Source organism: Polaromonas sp. P4_F9, assembly GCF_056401235.1.
Map to the genome: position 1 here is coordinate 1 of NZ_JBFUJT010000026.1, position 15103 is coordinate 15103.

13 protein-coding genes are annotated in these 15103 nt (G+C 56.4%); all 13 read right to left on the bottom strand.

What is annotated here, in order from left to right:
• Positions 1-59 precede the first annotated feature (59 nt).
• The 13 genes from AC1DUB_RS20350 to AC1DUB_RS20410 all read right to left on the bottom strand — a co-directional run bounded on the left by AC1DUB_RS20350 (position 60) and on the right by AC1DUB_RS20410 (position 15090).
• On the bottom strand, positions 60-1007 hold the full coding sequence (locus tag AC1DUB_RS20350; RefSeq protein ID WP_477731021.1) for a polysaccharide deacetylase family protein: 948 nt from the start codon (positions 1005-1007) through the stop codon (positions 60-62).
• Complete coding sequence (locus AC1DUB_RS20355; protein WP_477731022.1) at positions 1004-2308, bottom strand: putative O-glycosylation ligase, exosortase A system-associated; 1305 nt, start codon at positions 2306-2308, stop codon at positions 1004-1006. The genes AC1DUB_RS20350 and AC1DUB_RS20355 overlap by 4 nt, the downstream gene beginning before the upstream one ends.
• Before the next feature lie 126 nt (positions 2309-2434).
• Positions 2435-3628 (bottom strand): glycosyltransferase family 4 protein, encoded by a 1194-nt coding sequence (locus tag AC1DUB_RS20360; protein ID WP_477719987.1) that lies wholly within the window; start codon positions 3626-3628, stop codon positions 2435-2437.
• Positions 3629-3653: 25 nt separating this feature from the next.
• Positions 3654-5552, bottom strand: coding sequence for an XrtA/PEP-CTERM system amidotransferase (locus AC1DUB_RS20365; RefSeq protein WP_477731023.1), 1899 nt, complete (start codon positions 5550-5552; stop codon positions 3654-3656).
• A 44-nt stretch (positions 5553-5596) separates the two neighbouring features.
• The gene (locus tag AC1DUB_RS20370; RefSeq protein ID WP_477731024.1) at positions 5597-6367 is read right to left on the bottom strand and encodes a glycosyltransferase; all 771 of its coding nucleotides are present in this window, start codon (positions 6365-6367) and stop codon (positions 5597-5599) included.
• Positions 6368-6380: 13 nt separating this feature from the next.
• Positions 6381-6713 carry a hypothetical protein gene (locus AC1DUB_RS20375; protein ID WP_477731025.1) on the bottom strand — a complete coding sequence of 111 codons (333 nt, stop codon included), beginning with the start codon at positions 6711-6713 and terminating at the stop codon, positions 6381-6383.
• A 111-nt stretch (positions 6714-6824) separates the two neighbouring features.
• Positions 6825-8105, bottom strand: coding sequence for a nucleotide sugar dehydrogenase (locus AC1DUB_RS20380; RefSeq protein ID WP_477719991.1), 1281 nt, complete (start codon positions 8103-8105; stop codon positions 6825-6827).
• A 31-nt stretch (positions 8106-8136) separates the two neighbouring features.
• On the bottom strand, positions 8137-9717 hold the full coding sequence (gene xrtA, locus AC1DUB_RS20385; RefSeq protein ID WP_477731026.1) for an exosortase A: 1581 nt from the start codon (positions 9715-9717) through the stop codon (positions 8137-8139).
• Positions 9714-10955, bottom strand: coding sequence for a TIGR03087 family PEP-CTERM/XrtA system glycosyltransferase (locus AC1DUB_RS20390; RefSeq protein WP_477731027.1), 1242 nt, complete (start codon positions 10953-10955; stop codon positions 9714-9716). The genes xrtA and AC1DUB_RS20390 overlap by 4 nt, the downstream gene beginning before the upstream one ends.
• An 8-nt stretch (positions 10956-10963) precedes the next feature.
• A complete protein-coding gene (locus tag AC1DUB_RS20395; protein WP_477731028.1) occupies positions 10964-12001 on the bottom strand; it encodes a FemAB family XrtA/PEP-CTERM system-associated protein in 1038 nt (345 codons plus the stop codon).
• A 7-nt stretch (positions 12002-12008) separates the two neighbouring features.
• The gene (locus AC1DUB_RS20400) at positions 12009-12872 is read right to left on the bottom strand and encodes an XrtA system polysaccharide deacetylase (protein WP_477719995.1); all 864 of its coding nucleotides are present in this window, start codon (positions 12870-12872) and stop codon (positions 12009-12011) included.
• A 23-nt stretch (positions 12873-12895) separates the two neighbouring features.
• Positions 12896-14062, bottom strand: a complete 1167-nt coding sequence (wecB, locus tag AC1DUB_RS20405; RefSeq protein WP_477731029.1) for a non-hydrolyzing UDP-N-acetylglucosamine 2-epimerase — start codon at positions 14060-14062, stop codon at positions 12896-12898.
• Positions 14059-15090 carry an XrtA/PEP-CTERM system-associated ATPase gene (locus AC1DUB_RS20410; RefSeq protein ID WP_477719997.1) on the bottom strand — a complete coding sequence of 344 codons (1032 nt, stop codon included), beginning with the start codon at positions 15088-15090 and terminating at the stop codon, positions 14059-14061. The genes wecB and AC1DUB_RS20410 overlap by 4 nt, the downstream gene beginning before the upstream one ends.
• Between the last annotated feature and the right edge of the window lie 13 nt (positions 15091-15103).

Below are 15103 nucleotides of genomic sequence, written 5' to 3' on the forward strand. Positions count from 1 at the left end.
AGCACTGTCTGCGGCGGCACGCCTAGCCAGGACCGCTTCGCTGGGTTTTGTTAGCGGCTCTAAGTGCGCAAATTCGCTAAAAGACGGCTCCCAAACTTCAATCGGGTTTGGTCCCATGGCGTGAAGCGGCGGATTTGAAGCAGATCGTCGCCCGTGCGGGAGGCGCCCCACTCTGTGCTAACGGCAGCATCAAAGCCCAGGCTGCGCACCACTTCCACACTTTCCGGTATGTAGTCTTCACCCGGTTTGCCGTTGGGATATGCGAACAGGCCAACGCGCTCACCCAGCAGTTGCTCTAAAAAAATCTTGCTGTCCCCTATTTCCTTTCGGGCCTGCTCCTCGGTGAGCCGGGCCAGGATGGGATGAGAAACCGTGTGAGCACCGATCTGCATGCCAGCATGGCGCATGGCTTTCACCTCGTGTGAAGTCATCATCAGGTCGTCAGGTGGCTGCACCTGGGCCAGATGAGCCAGTTGTTCGGTGATGCTGATTCGTTCAGCAACGGGCCGGTACTTGATTTGATTAATGAGGGCAGCAATAGCGTCCTTCTTTTCATCAAGGGTCCTAACGGGGTATTGCCCAAAACCCAGTGAAGAAAAATCCAGCAACGGTGTTTTGCTGGCACGAATGGTCTCGATGATGGTGTCGTTCCACATGCGGCCGCCATCCAGAAAACCGGTGGCAATGAAGAAAGTGGCACTCAAGCCGTGGCGCTGCAGGATGGGCAAGGCGATGTGGTGATTGTCGGCATAGCCGTCGTCAAAGGTGATGCAGGCGGCGCGTGCAGGGAGCGTCCCGGATTTTAGGCGGGCCACAGCTTGGTCAAGTGGCAATACGTTGAACCACGACTTGAGCCAGCCACAGACCTCATCAAACCGGCGGGCATGCAACTCATCAGGAAACAGCGGGTCGGGCTCTGGCAATACCCGGTGAAAGATGAGCACCGGCAGTCGGGCACGGGGGCCAGCGGGCGACATCAAATGGAACAGTGGCGTGAGCAGCGTCATGGCTGGGTCGGCTTGGCATTCTTGCTCAGTACTCCAACTTGCGCGGAAGCTTCTTGCTCAACCTCTTTGATCCACGCTTTGCCATCCATCCAGCGGCGGCCCAGCACGACGAGAATAATAATGTTGTAGGGCAGGTCGTAATACGACAGGCTGAGGAAAGCGCCCCCCACTGCATAGCCAGCCAGGCTAACCTGACACATAGCCCCCAAGTGAGAGAGCCAATGGGTTTGAGGTAGTTCTTGCCCTTGTAGTCGCAAACGCCCAGCCGAACGCCAGACCAAAATCCAAAGCAGCAAGAACAGGAAGAGGCCCACAAAGCCATGCTCACCCAGCACCATGAAGTAGATGCTGTGCGCGGCATGAATGTCCAGAGGATTGGGCGCATACAAGGCAAACAGAGCAGGCTCGTAGATCATGAATCCACCGCCCAAAAAATTGGCTTTCGCCAAGTTCCAGGCCATCCACCAGGCGTTGATGCGCCCGGTAAAGGATGTATCTTCGCTGTAGGTGCCGATCGTTTCCATCCTTGCCCACCATGGCTCTGGCATGAACGACAATAAGATGACGCTCACAACCACGAGCAGGCCGGCCCCTACAAATTTCTTGTCGCTGCGCCACCACAACACGACCCCCATGGCCGCGATGGCAAGCAGGGCACCGCGGGAGTAGCTACCCAATGCTGCAGTGGCACACAGCAGCATGGCTACAAATAGCCCGCGTTTGATCCATACCGACTCAGTCGTCAGCTGCAAAAAGCGCATAAACGGAATGATCATTATCAAGGCCAAGGCGATCTCGTTATTGCCTTCAATGAAACTTCCAGCTGGCCCCCAGACCCTGTAACTCCCTCCGGTTGTCAAAGTGAACAGCCCCCCTTTAACACCGTAAAAACCAAGGGAACCTACCAACACCCATGCCAACAGCATGATGTGCTTTTTTGAATAAAGCACCACCATGGCGACGAGTACCATCAGGTCGATCTTCATGACCCGATTCCACAAGGGGAAACTTAGATCAAAATGAAACGAGAATGGCAAAGTAATGCACATCCAAAGCATGAACAGCATCAGCACGACTGTTTCACGTGTCACAAAGAACTGGCGTCGGTCACGGGTGAGCAACACGCCCAGCAGGGTCGCCCCGGCGACGGTAGCAGCGACCGGCATGCTGCTCAGGTGCCAAGTGTACGAATGCGGGTTCATGATACTGATCCAGGTCCAACCCAGAATGCCGATCCAGGGGTGCAATAGACCATATGCCGCAATACCAACGATGACTGGGCCGAGTACCAAGTCACGCATGGACTGACCCCAGTACCTGGGCTGCGAAGCCACTAATCAGACCGACCCGCGCTTCGGACATGCTTTGATAGAGCGTCGAAAAGGGCAGCAAACGGATAATTTCGATCTTCACATCATCTCCCTCGTTCACGACCCAGCAGAGCCCAGTTGGCTTGCACGGGGGGCATTTCCTTTTCTGATTTCTGAAAACAAGCTGACCACCTTTTCAGCATGCTGTCTCCATGTAAGTTGTTTCCGTGTGATGACCTCGCCGGCAGCAGCAGCGACCCGCTCACGCAACTCCACATTACCGGAAAGTGTATCGAGCGCTTTCTCGATACCGTCCGGACCTTGGGGGTCGTACAAAAGGGCATCTACACCATGGGTAAGGATTTCGTGATGGTTGGGCTGATCGGGCGCGATGACGGCTTTTGAGAGCGCCAGGTACTCGAACAAACAAAGGGGAGAGGCGTAAGGTACTAAAGCAGTCTGCAAGGCAATATCAAAAGCCATGGACAGGGCGGGAACCTTCTCACGTTCCACGGCACCCGTGAATGTGAGTCGATCTGACACGCCGTGGCTTGCCGCACACTGCTCCACTTCGAGGCGAGCGGGTCCATCTCCAATTACGAGTAGGTGAACATTTTGATCGGCAGCCCGCAGTGCGATCCATTTCACGATTCTGTCGAGCCTGTCCCACTCGCGAACAAAACCGGTAAAACCCACGACGACACGCCCGGTCAACCCGAGCAATGCCTTCGCTTCTGCACATGAGGGAAGAACAGCGTAGTGGTTCTCATTGATGGCGTTGGGAATGACCCGAATCCGACCGGGATCCACTCCCTTTGAAACCATGTAGTCTGCAAGGACCTGAGTGACTGGCAGGATCACATCAGCATTTTTCCAGACGTACAGCTCCAGCTTATCTGCAAGTCTTGGCCATGCGAGACCACCATACTGACGCCGCTCAACTGCCATGGGCGCATTCACTTCGAGTATCAGTGGCAAACCGAACCGCTTCTTCACCCATACGCCAGACAACAGGTAAAGGTTGTAGCGCTCGTAGATGCCATCTGGTTGAAATTCCCGGATATTTCGAACCAAGCGCCTGTAGGCCACCAGCGAGTAGGCCAGTTCCGCCAGCTCGTAAACCGATCTGGGCAGAAATACCTTGAGTCGCCCCACCCATCCGGCACTGCCCCCAGAGGGGTTGTGCCCATCCACACTGGGCGCACATTCCCTGACGATATGGCCATTGGACCTGAGCCCACGAATCATCTCTTCAATATGCGTGGACTGGCCGTCACGAGATGCGGTTCGATGATGATAAAGAATTTTCATATATGCAACACGGGCGTGGCTTCCATTAAACCTTGTACGTGACGTTGCGCAAGAAGGCGTCGTACATCAGCAGCGCCCAGAGCGGCGTACTGTGATCACGAGCGCCTGACTCATGCTGCTCGAGCAAATGACGGATCGTGGTGGGATTGAACCATCCAGAATCAGCCACATAACTACCCAAGAGTGCCTCGCGCACTCTCATGCGCAATGGACCGCGAAACCATTGCGCCAAGGGAACTGCAAATCCCATCTTGGGCCGGTACAGCACATCGTGTGGCAAGTGGGGTTCCAGGGACCGCTTGAAGATGTACTTTCCTTCTGATCCCCGCATCTTGAATGCTGATGGCAGCGTTGCCACCCATTCCACCAGTTCATGGTCCATCAGCGGATCGCGCACCTCCAGGGAATGGGCCATGCTGGCACGATCGACCTTGGTATTGATATCCCCGACCAGATAAGTTTTGAGATCAAGGTACTGGACTAGCGCAAGCGGATCAGCCGTACCAGCGAGGTTGGCGTGCCAGCGAAACACCTCCCTAGCACTGTACCCACCAAGCTCCCTTTTGAATGAGTCACTGTAAAGCTGACTGCGCAGGGGCTCACGAATTAGAGACATCGTATGGAAATACGCCTCGACCGAATCGCGTGCCTGCGCTTCAAAAGTGGTCTTTGCACGGAAGATGCGGGGCGCCCAATCAGCTTTTGGATACCATCGCCCCAGCGCACCAAATACCGCACGGCGCAATCCGAGCGGCAATGTCACACGCAATTTTTGTTCTAGCAGATGCGTGCGATAACGGCGGTAACCTCCAAAAGTCTCGTCGCCACCATCCCCTGATAACGCTACAGTCACGTGCTTGCGCGCCAGCTGGCAAACCCGGTAAGTGGGGATGGCTGAACTGTCGGCATAGGGTTCATCGTACAGGCGAGCCAGCGTGTCGATGAGGTCGAAATCGTCGCTCTCGACGGTTTCAACGCGGTGGTTGGTGTGGTACCGGTCGGCGACTTTTTGCGCAAACGCGGACTCGTTGAAGGCCGGGTCGTCAAAGGCGATCGAGCAGGTGTTGACGGGGTCAGCGCTCAAGCCGGCCATGGTGGCCACCACCGCGCTGGAATCAACACCACCCGACAGGAAAGCACCCAATGGCACTTCGGCGATCATGCGCAGGCGAACAGACTCCTTCAGTCGCTCCACCAGCTCGGCCCGGGCGTCGGCCTCCGAGATGGGATTGTCCAGGCTGAACTTGACATCCCAGTACGCCACCGGCTCACGCATCGGCTGGCCACGCCGGATGGTGAGGGTGTGGGCCGGCGGCAGCTTGTTGGCTTGCTTGAAGATGGTGCGGGGTTCGGCTACATAGCCCAGTGCAAAATACTCTTCCACCGCCAGGGGATCGATGTCGCGACGCAGGCCACCGTGTGCAAGTAGGGACTTGAGTTCGGAGCCGAACAACAGCATGCCATCGTCCAGCAGCGCGTAGTACATGGGTTTGACGCCCAACCGGTCCCGCGCCATGAAGAGGGTCTGCTGGTTGCGGTCCCACAGGGCAAAGGCAAACATGCCGCGAAAGCGCTTGACGCAGTCGACACCCCAGGACTCCCATGCGTGGACGATGACTTCGGTGTCGCTCTTGGTATGGAACACATGGCCTAGCGCCAGCAGTTCGGGGATAAGTTGCTGGTAGTTGTAGATCTCTCCGTTGAAGATAACCACCACTGAACCGTCTTCGTTAAATAGCGGCTGCTGGCCGGTGGCAATGTCGATGATGGACAGGCGCCGGTGGCCCAGGCCCACGCCGGGCTCGATGTGCAGACTGCCTTCGTCCGGGCCGCGGTGCAACTGCGAGTTGTTCATGCACTGGAGTACGCCGCGGTCGATGTCACTGGCGCCGCGGGTGTCAAAAATTCCGGTGATTCCGCACATGTTGCCTGCTAATCTTGTTGAATGAAGCAATTGAGCCGCATCTGCTAATCGTACACAGACTGGTAAGTGGATACCATAGCCCGTATGCTGAAATTCGCCTGCATGCGCTGGCGACCTGCTTCACCCATGCTGCGGGCCTGTTCCGGATTTGACGCAAGCGCCACCAATTGGTGAGCCATTGCCTGCGGATTGGCAGGCGGAACCATGTACCCGGTCCGCCCATGCACCACCAGATCAGCATTGCCACCCACCGCTGTGGCAATCACCGTCAGGCCGCTGGCCATAGCCTCCAGAATGGCGTTGGAAATGCCTTCGGCCAGTGACGGTAAGGCAAAGGCGTGCAAGCCACGCATGATGTTGGCCACATCGATTCGCTCACCGGACAGCCATGCCAAGTGGGCCACTCCTGCGGCCTCCAGCACAGCCAGGGCTTGCGCGCGCAAGGGCCCCTCCCCCACCATGACCAATCGAATCCGGGTTTCAAGTTCAGGTGCCAGAGCAAGAGTCCGAACAAACGCGTTCGCCAGCATGACCTGATTTTTGACGGTCTGCATGCGCCCCACTGTTCCGATAAGCCAGTGTCGTGCGGGCTCGAACGGGCAACCGGCTATGCGCTGCGGCCCATCACACGCCGGGTAAAAGTGCTCGGTGTCAACCCCGTTGTAGGCCTGAGTTATTTTGTCGTGCCGCACCTTCACCTTGTCCACCAAGTAGTCGTCCAGGTCACGCGACAGGGCCAAGTAGTGGTGAACGAACGGCTTGTAGAAACGGCGTATGCGCTGGTAGGCGACGTTGCTGCCGTCCAGGTCGCCCACATCACGGCCATGTTCACCGTGGAACCGGCACGCCCGCTGCACAAGCTGGGGCCTGCACTTCGAGCGCGGCAAGGTTTCGGCTGTGGACGATGGCGGGGCAGAGTCGACGGAACAGTTTGAATAGCTTGGGGTATTGCCAGAAGCCGTGGCCTGGTGGCTTGCGCAGCGAGATGAATTCAACATCGGTGCGCTGAATGCGCCGGGAGAAATCTGTAACCTCGGTCGGAGCCAGCACAGAATGCCGATACGCCTGGTAGGGCATGTGGTTGATGAGGTTGATGAGGTTGATGAGGTTGATGAGGTTGGCAATGCCATTTTTTAGCCCGCCAGTGTCGAAGCGGTACATCACGTGGAGCACAAGTGGACGAGGATCACCCTGCATATACAGCCTTTGATGACCGCATCGTGCTGCCATAACCTTTTACAGGCCCTTTTACAGGCGTCTTTACAGGCGTCTTTACAGGCGCCAGAGCCGGTAACCAGCGCCTTCAATGGCGCTACGGTCGAAAGCCGCTTTAACGTCAATGAACGCGCCACCTTTTACCAGTTTTTTTGCAAAATCGTCCATGCTTAATTCGGCAAATTCCTTATGAGCAACCGCAGCTACGATCGCATCAGCCCTGGGCAAATCAGCCCAGGCCAACAGCGGCACACCGTACTCATGCACGGCCGCATCAGATTCAGCCAGCGGGTCTGTCACATACACTTCTACACCATATGACTTGAGCTCATTGATGATGTCAATGACTTTGGAGTTGCGCAGATCGCCACAGTTCTCCTTGAACGTGAGCCCGAGCACGTTCACCTTCGCACCCTTGATGTGGCTGCCCGCTGCAATCATCTGCTTGATGGTCTGCTCTGCAATGAATTTCCCCATGCCGTCGTTGATGCGGCGGCCGGCCAAAATAACCTGGGGGTTATAGCCCAGCATTTCGGCCTTGTGGGTCAGGTAGTAGGGGTCAACGCCAATGCAGTGGCCGCCCACCAGTCCCGGCTTGAATTTAAGAAAATTCCATTTGGTACCAGCGGCTTCGAGTACCTCCGTCGTGTCAATGCCGAGCTTGTCGAAAAGGATGGACAACTCGTTCATCAGGGAAATATTCAGATCGCGCTGGGTGTTTTCGATCACTTTGGCGGCTTCTGCGGTCTTGATGCTGGAGGCGCGGTGCACACCGGGCACGATGATGGTCTCGTAGAGCCTGGCCACTTTGTCCAGCGTCTCAGGGGAATCGCCCGAGACAATTTTGAGGATTTTGGTGAGAGTGTGCTCCTTGTCGCCAGGGTTGATTCGTTCCGGCGAATAGCCCACGAAAAAGTCCTGCTTCCACTTGAGGCCGGATTCACGCTCCAGCACGGGGATGCAAACCTCCTCGGTGGCGCCTGGATAAACGGTGGATTCATAGACCACGATCACACCTTTCTTCATGTGACGTCCGACGCTGGTGCTGGAGCCGATGAGCGGACGAAAATCGGGAATATGGGCGTTGTCTACAGGTGTTGGCACAGCCACGATGATGATGTCAGCCTCGGCCAGCATGCTGGGGTCTGCGGTGTACACGGCGTGGAGAGACGCCCGCATTTCCTCGTCTGACAGCTCACGAGACGGGTCAATGCCTTCAAGGCATGACTTTACTTTGGATACTGCAATATCAAACCCGATGGTGCGCAGGTGCTTACCAAACTCCACCACCAACGGCAGACCCACATAACCCAAACCGATCACAGCAACTACAGTCATTTTGAAATCTCCATCGCATTCAAAATTGTTATCACTTGCTTTGCCGCGCCTTCAACAACAGTGCCTCGACGGCTTCGTAGTTAGTCGACAAAAAGGATTCCAGCACAGCTTGTTCAGCTCCAGCCGGAGCTTGGGGGGTGTAAACAACAATGACTGCAGAGTCATCGCCTTGTCCCGTCAAACGATAAAACGCGCTGTATGCTTTGGCAACGTGGTCACTGGCGGTCAAAGTGCCGTTGATCCAATATATTTGCCAAACCGCCAGACGACCTGGATTGCCCTGCGCCGACAGAGCCGCTCCGCGCAGCTCGGCGGTGCGCACGCTCACCACTTTGTTGCCCACCTTGACAGTGCGACTACTRCCGGCCACCTTGGCCCATTGGGAATCATTGCTGTTGACCAGCACATTGCTCGAACTGACCAGCTTGCGATCGTAGTCCTGATGCCGGTAGTAGCCCAGATACAGCCCGACGATGTGACCCTGGCTGGCGTAGCTTTTGTTGATGACGGCAGATGGATTCTGGAAAGCCGGTTTGAAGCTTGCCGCAACGGGTGCGGCGGCTTGCCAATCTGCAGCCAGAGTCGTCGGCGCGATGAGTGACACCGAGGCGTCGCCCTCAGCCCGGTCAATGAACCACAATGCGATGTGCGGCATAGCCACCAGCGCCGCAAAGCAGGCCATGGTGGCCCACAGCCTGGCAGCGGATAAAGTCTGCTCGGCGGGTTGCTCTGTGCTGCGCACATCGATCGCTTTCTCGGGCTCGGCCCAGCGGGCGCCAATGGCGAACATCAGCATGATAACGATGCCAAAAAAGAGCCAGCCGTAAATCAGGTGATCAACGCCTACTGCGAATTTGTTGCCCGAGACGTGGCCCACCATGACGATCATGTAGGCGCGCACCCAGTTGGCAGCAATGGGCACCAGTATGGAAATGATCACGAACAGGATACGGCGCTTGGCCGATTGGTAGTTCAGATAGGCAAAGATGGTGCCGACGGTGAGAGATGCGATCAAATAGCGCACACCACTGCAAGCCTCCACCACAGACCAGTTGCCAGAGGGAATGACAAACTGCAAGCCTTCCCGGTAGACGGGAATGCCGCTCAGGCGCAAAGCAAAAATAGTGAAATCGGCTGTCCAATCCATGAGCTGGGGCATGACGAACTCACCAATAGGCACGGCAAAAAACAGGAAGCCCAGCGGAAAAACTATCAGCCGCGTAACGGACCAGCCCAGCGCAGCAGGCACCGCCAAAACCAGCAGCGCCACAAATGCCAATTGGGTGACGGCATTGACTGCCACCAAATCGCCCAAAAACCAGGCAAAGGCCGCGCAGGCCGCCAACAGAAAAACGCCAAGCGCCGGCTGTGGTGTTTGCGCTGCCATGAGCTGGCGACGGCGCCAGACGAGCCACAGCACAATAGGTGGCACCAAAAAAGCATGGGTAAAGGTTTCAGACCGGGCCCAGATGGTCACCATGGCGATGCCGGTATCGCGGTATAGAAACAAGGTCCAGGCCAGTAACAGGAGCAGAGCCGGGACGGCCTGACGCCACGGTTGCGCCAGGCGGACCTCGCCCTTGAGCAGGTTCTGACTGACGATTGAGTTCATGCGTTGCCGTGTGCAAGTGGTGGGTCGCCCAGATAGCGGTCCAGACTCGCCATATGGGCGTCCCAGCTGTAACTTTGTACTACACGCTGCCGGCCAGACTGACCCACTGCAGCTGCTCGGGCAGGAGATCTCAGCAACGCATCGATTTCACGAACAAAGTCAGCGGCCTCTGCGGCAGAGACCAACTCTTCGCCGGGTCGGGAATCAATTACTTCGACACAAGCCTGCGACGCCACCACGGGGCGGGCCATGGCCATCGCTTCGAGAATTTTGTTTTGTATGCCACGGGCCACGCGTAAGGGCGCAACGACGACTGCGGCGTGTTGCAGGTAAGGCCGAACGTCTGGCACGGTACCGGTGACTACGACGGCATTGGATGCAAGTGCCAAAACGGCGGGCGATGGGCTGCGCCCCACAATGTAGAAGCGCAACTGTGGCCAGGTCTGACGCAGAACGGGAAGGATATCCTGCACAAACCAGGTCACGGCGTCGATATTGGGCCAGTAGTCCATGGCGCCGGTGAACACCAGCGGTATTTGCTCCGGGTGGACCCCGCTGCCGGAAAAAGGGGAGCTATAGCTGGGGTTGGGCGAAAAATACTCAGCATCAACACCGTTGCAGATGACTCCAACCCGGTTGGCGCTCTCGGGGGCCTTGTGGCAAAACAAGGCAGTTTCGTTTGCCGTGACAAAAAACGATCGTTGCGCGCGGGCCGCCACCGCGCGCTCGTAGGCCAGCAAGCGCTCGCCCTCACGCCGGTACAGCCAAGACAGCGGCCATTTGTGGCTGGTGGCGTATTGCGTCCACTTGGCAGAATCCACATCGACAAAATCCACCAGCATGGGCGGGAGAGCGCCGCCGGACGTGCCCGAAACATACTGCGCCATGACGGAGGAAAAAATGATCGTGGCGTCCATTTTGTTAGCTTCCAGCGTCTGGTTGACCCACGCCTGCAAACCTGTATTCTGGTAGTAACGCAGGCTTAGCGCCTGGTGCGTTAACAAGCCACTTAAGCTTCGCAGCCTCGCTGTGCGGGGGGTAAGTCGCGCCACATGCAGGTCGGGGCAAATCGCACGCACGATGTCCACATAGGCCTCGTCTTCCGGGTCGTCCACAAAGGTACCCAGAAAAACACGGTGCTGTTGCCGCAGGTGTTTGAGCAAATGGTACGAGCGCACCTTGTCGCCCTTGTTGGGAGGATAGGGAAGCCTGTGCACCAAATAAAGCAGATTACCCATGGTGGTGGTTATCCGAGATTACGTACAACAACCGGCCCCAACCAGTTGGCCAAACCAAGAGGCAGGCGACGCCAGGCCTTAATCATAAGTCTGTACTGGGCATTGCTCGGGTTGTTTTGCGGAATGGCGTGACGCTTGTAAAGCCGGTACTCGTAGTGCAGCGGCGTTGGTTCAAAACCCCAGTTTTTCTTGAATGCGTRAGTGCCTGTGCCTTGCTTGCTGCGGCCGTAATCAAATACCTTGAGGCCGCGGGCGCAGGCGCGACGCATGAGCTCCCAATATTTGAAGTCATTGGCAGCGAACTCGCGAGCGAGCTCAAAGTCGCCGGCGTAATAAGGCAGGACTTCATTGCGAAAGTAAAAACTCAAGACGCCGCTCAAGGGGCGACCATCGGGCGCAAGGACGGTGAGCACTTCGCAGTCAGGACCGAATTCGGTTTGCAATGCCAAAAAGTATTTTTTGGGCATTGCCGGGGTGCCGTGACGGTGGGCGTTATCGGCAAAAAGAGTAAAGAAGCGATCAACGTTATCGTCAATTTCACTGGCCAGCCCGTTTCGGATACCTTTTCGCACCATGGCGCGCTGCTTGCGCGGGATGGCCAGCAGGTTGGCCTCCTCGGAAGCAAGAATTTCTTTGCGGAAAGTGACGTACAGGTCCTGTGTGGGCCAATCGCTGTGACGCGGATTAACGTTGCGCAATTCAAGGTGAGCCACACCGAGGCGTTGGGCAATTTTCTGAGCCTCCAGCTCAAGGGCCTCTGCCGCTTGTGCGTTGAGCGCTGCGACGCCGCCGTACACGGCAAAAGGAAGACTGCTCAACGAGTTGCCAAACAGCCAGCTATTGACATGACCGAGCGGCAGAACACCCTGGATATGGCCATCGGACTCGGCATACAAAAAATAGGTGTCATGTCCAAAAACACCGCGCACAATATTCTGCCAACCGGCACGATGAAAAAAAGTAGCCTCGGGACATGCCAGAACGAACGCATCCCATAACCCCGCCACGGTGACGTCTTGAGGTCCCAGGCGTTTGACGGTCAGCATGGCGTTTTCAKACGAAAGGGCTTTGTTTGCTAAACCTGTGCAGGAAAATTTCGTCCATGCGACCCCACTTGAAGTCACCCAGCAAGCAGTTCAATCGGCTTTCCATGCGGCTAATGTTGACGTAATGCCGAAAGCGCGTCTTCCTGCTGATGCCCGCAATGCGCGGCTGCCCGGTGTCGATCTCCCAAGGATGGAAATAGAAGACGCCCGACTGTCGATCATGCCTGTTCACCCGGCCGAGCATCCAGCGTGACAGGGCGTAAGGCAGCAATCTGAAGTACCCTCCTCCGCTGGACGGCAGGTTGCGGTTTAACACCCGCAGCGTTGTGATCGGAATTTCCATCAAGCCGGGGCGCACCTCGTAGGCAAAACGCGGCGAGTCCGGCATGCCATAGTGGTCGTGCCGAATAGGGTAAATGCTTGAGCTGTAGCGGTAACCGGCCCGAACCAGGCAGTCAAAAGCCCAGAGGTTGCCAGTGCCTATCGAAAAACTAGGAGCGCGATAGCCATTGACTTGAACGCCCGTCAAGTCTTCCAGAACAATCTTGGCCAAATTAATGTCGGCAAAAAAAGCTTCTTCGGACTGGTCGCTGGCGCGCTCGTGACCATAACCGTGGCTGGCCAGTTCGTGGCCCTCCTCGACTATCTCACGCACCAACTGGGGGTAACGCTCGGCAATCCAGCCCAGAGTAAAAAAGGTTGCCTTGGTATTGCGACGCGCCAGCATGTCAAGAATGGCGTTGACATTCCGCTCGACGCGGCATTCACGCGTATTCCATTCGGAACGTGCGATGTGCGATGCAAATGCCGATACCTGAAAATAGTCTTCGACATCAATCGTCAGCGCGTTGGTGATGGTTGAGGTCGGCATACAGATTGATCTATGAGATTGATCTATGTGTTGCCTGATTCCAGGGCCATTGCAGTCTGTTTCGGCTCCAACCATTTGTACAGATCAGCCGCGATACGTTCGGCGGCATGACCGTCCCACAATTCAGGCACCCGGCCACGCTTGCCCCGTCCGTCCAGAATTTCTCGTATCGCACTCAAAATCGTATCGCGGTTACGCCCCACGAGGATATTTGTACCTTGCTCAACAGTGATCGGACGCTCGGTGTTTTCTCGCAGCGTCAGACAGGGCACGCCAAGCGCCGTAGTTTCTTCCTGCAGGCCGCCCGAGTCGGTGAGTACCACAGTGGCACCTGCCATCAGCCCCAGCATCTCAAGGTAGCCCAGTGGCGATAACAACGCCATGCGCGCTGGATCAATCATGGCCGCCAGACCAAAACGGTCGATGTTGCTACGGGTGCGGGGATGCAAGGCAAACACCAACGGCAAGCTGGCAGCAACCTCACCGAGTACACCAAGCAAGGCACGCAGGGTTTCGGGATGGTCTACGTTGGAGGGTCGATGCAGTGTGACCACGCCATAGCCGATGGGATGACTCAAAACCAGGGGGTCCATGTGGCAGGCTTGCAGGGTGTCCTTGGCGCTGCGGGCGTTTGCCCGGCCAAAAATCACCGAGTCAATCATGACGTTTCCCGCAAAGCAAACCCGATCTGGTGGTATACCCTCCCGTGCCAGATTTTCTTCAGCGGTGCGCTCTGTGGTGTAAAGCCTGTCAGAAATTTGGTCCGTGAGGATTCGGTTGATTTCCTCCGGCATGGCTCGGTCGTAGCTGCGCAAGCCGGCTTCAATGTGCACTACCGGCACACCCTTTTTGACCGCAACCAGAGAGCAGGCCAGCGTTGAGTTCACATCACCGACCACCGCCACGCAGGAGGGTTTATGCGCATCAACAACAGGCTCGAACCGGCGCATGACTTCGGCAGTCTGGATCGCGTGCGTGCCAGATCCGACTTCAAGATTGATGTCCGGTCGCGGCAGCCTCAGATCTTCAAACAGGCGATCACTCATGTCTTTGTCGTAGTGCTGACCGGTGTGTACCAAGAGCACGGGCAGGGGCGGAACATGGGCGGCCATGGCACGCAGAATGGGCGCCATTTTCATAAAATTCGGCCGTGCACCCACAACACAGATGACCGGACCCGAAATGCTCATTGGGAACTTTCCTGGCTGATCTTTTTGACCGCCACGAGAAGCTTTTGCAGTATGCCGAGAATTTCGAGGTTGATACGTTCCAGGCGGAACACGCTTCCCTCCAGATGGCGCAAGCGCTCGTCGTGTAGCTCAACACCCAAGGCGTGAATTTGACTGGAAATCGTGCCCGCCAACGCTGGAGCCGAACTCTCCTCCAGCGCCTTATTGGAAGGAACCGCCGATTCATTGTCAATGTCGGACACCACCTTATTGACATCTTCAAGACCAAAAGCGTCTTTGTTGTCCAAAAAACCAAATAGCAACAAGCGATCACAAATCAGATTGACACGGCGGGGAATGCCGCCGGAGGCTTTGAAAATTGCTTCAAAAGCGGCTGAATCGAAGGTGGGACGCCCCGTCGCACCAGCACATTTCAACCGGTGCTCAATATAACCCTGTGTTTCATCTGAAGACAGCGGACCAATGTGGCATGTCGCCGTAACGCGCTGCCTGAGTTGCTGCATGGTGGGGCTTTGCAAAATGGTTCGAAATTCGGGCTGCCCCACCAGAAACGTCTGTAGCAGCGCTTGTTGGCCCAACTGGAAGTTCGACAGCATACGCAATTCTTCTACCGCCCGGGCTGTGAGGTTCTGGGCCTCGTCGACGATCAGAAGACAGCGTTTTCCCTGGCTTGTCTGGTGGACCAGATAAGCCTCCAGCGCCATCAACATGTCGGCCTTTGAAACGTCTTTAACCCGCACACCAAAAGTAGCGGCCACCATTCGCAGGGTGTCGTCGGCATCCAGCTGGGTGGTCACAAGGTTGGCGGCTACGACTTTTTTGGAGTCCAGACTGGCAAGCAGGCCACGTACCATCATGGTCTTGCCCGCCCCAACCTCACCCGTGATGACAATGAAACCTTCGTTTCGTTGAACACCGTAGTCGAGGTAGGCCTTGGCTCGCCGGTGTTGTTTGCTGCCGAAATAAAAATTCGGATCAGGGTTGAGCTGAAAAGGCTTGCTGCTTAATCCGTAATAATCGGAATACATGACTGTAACAATC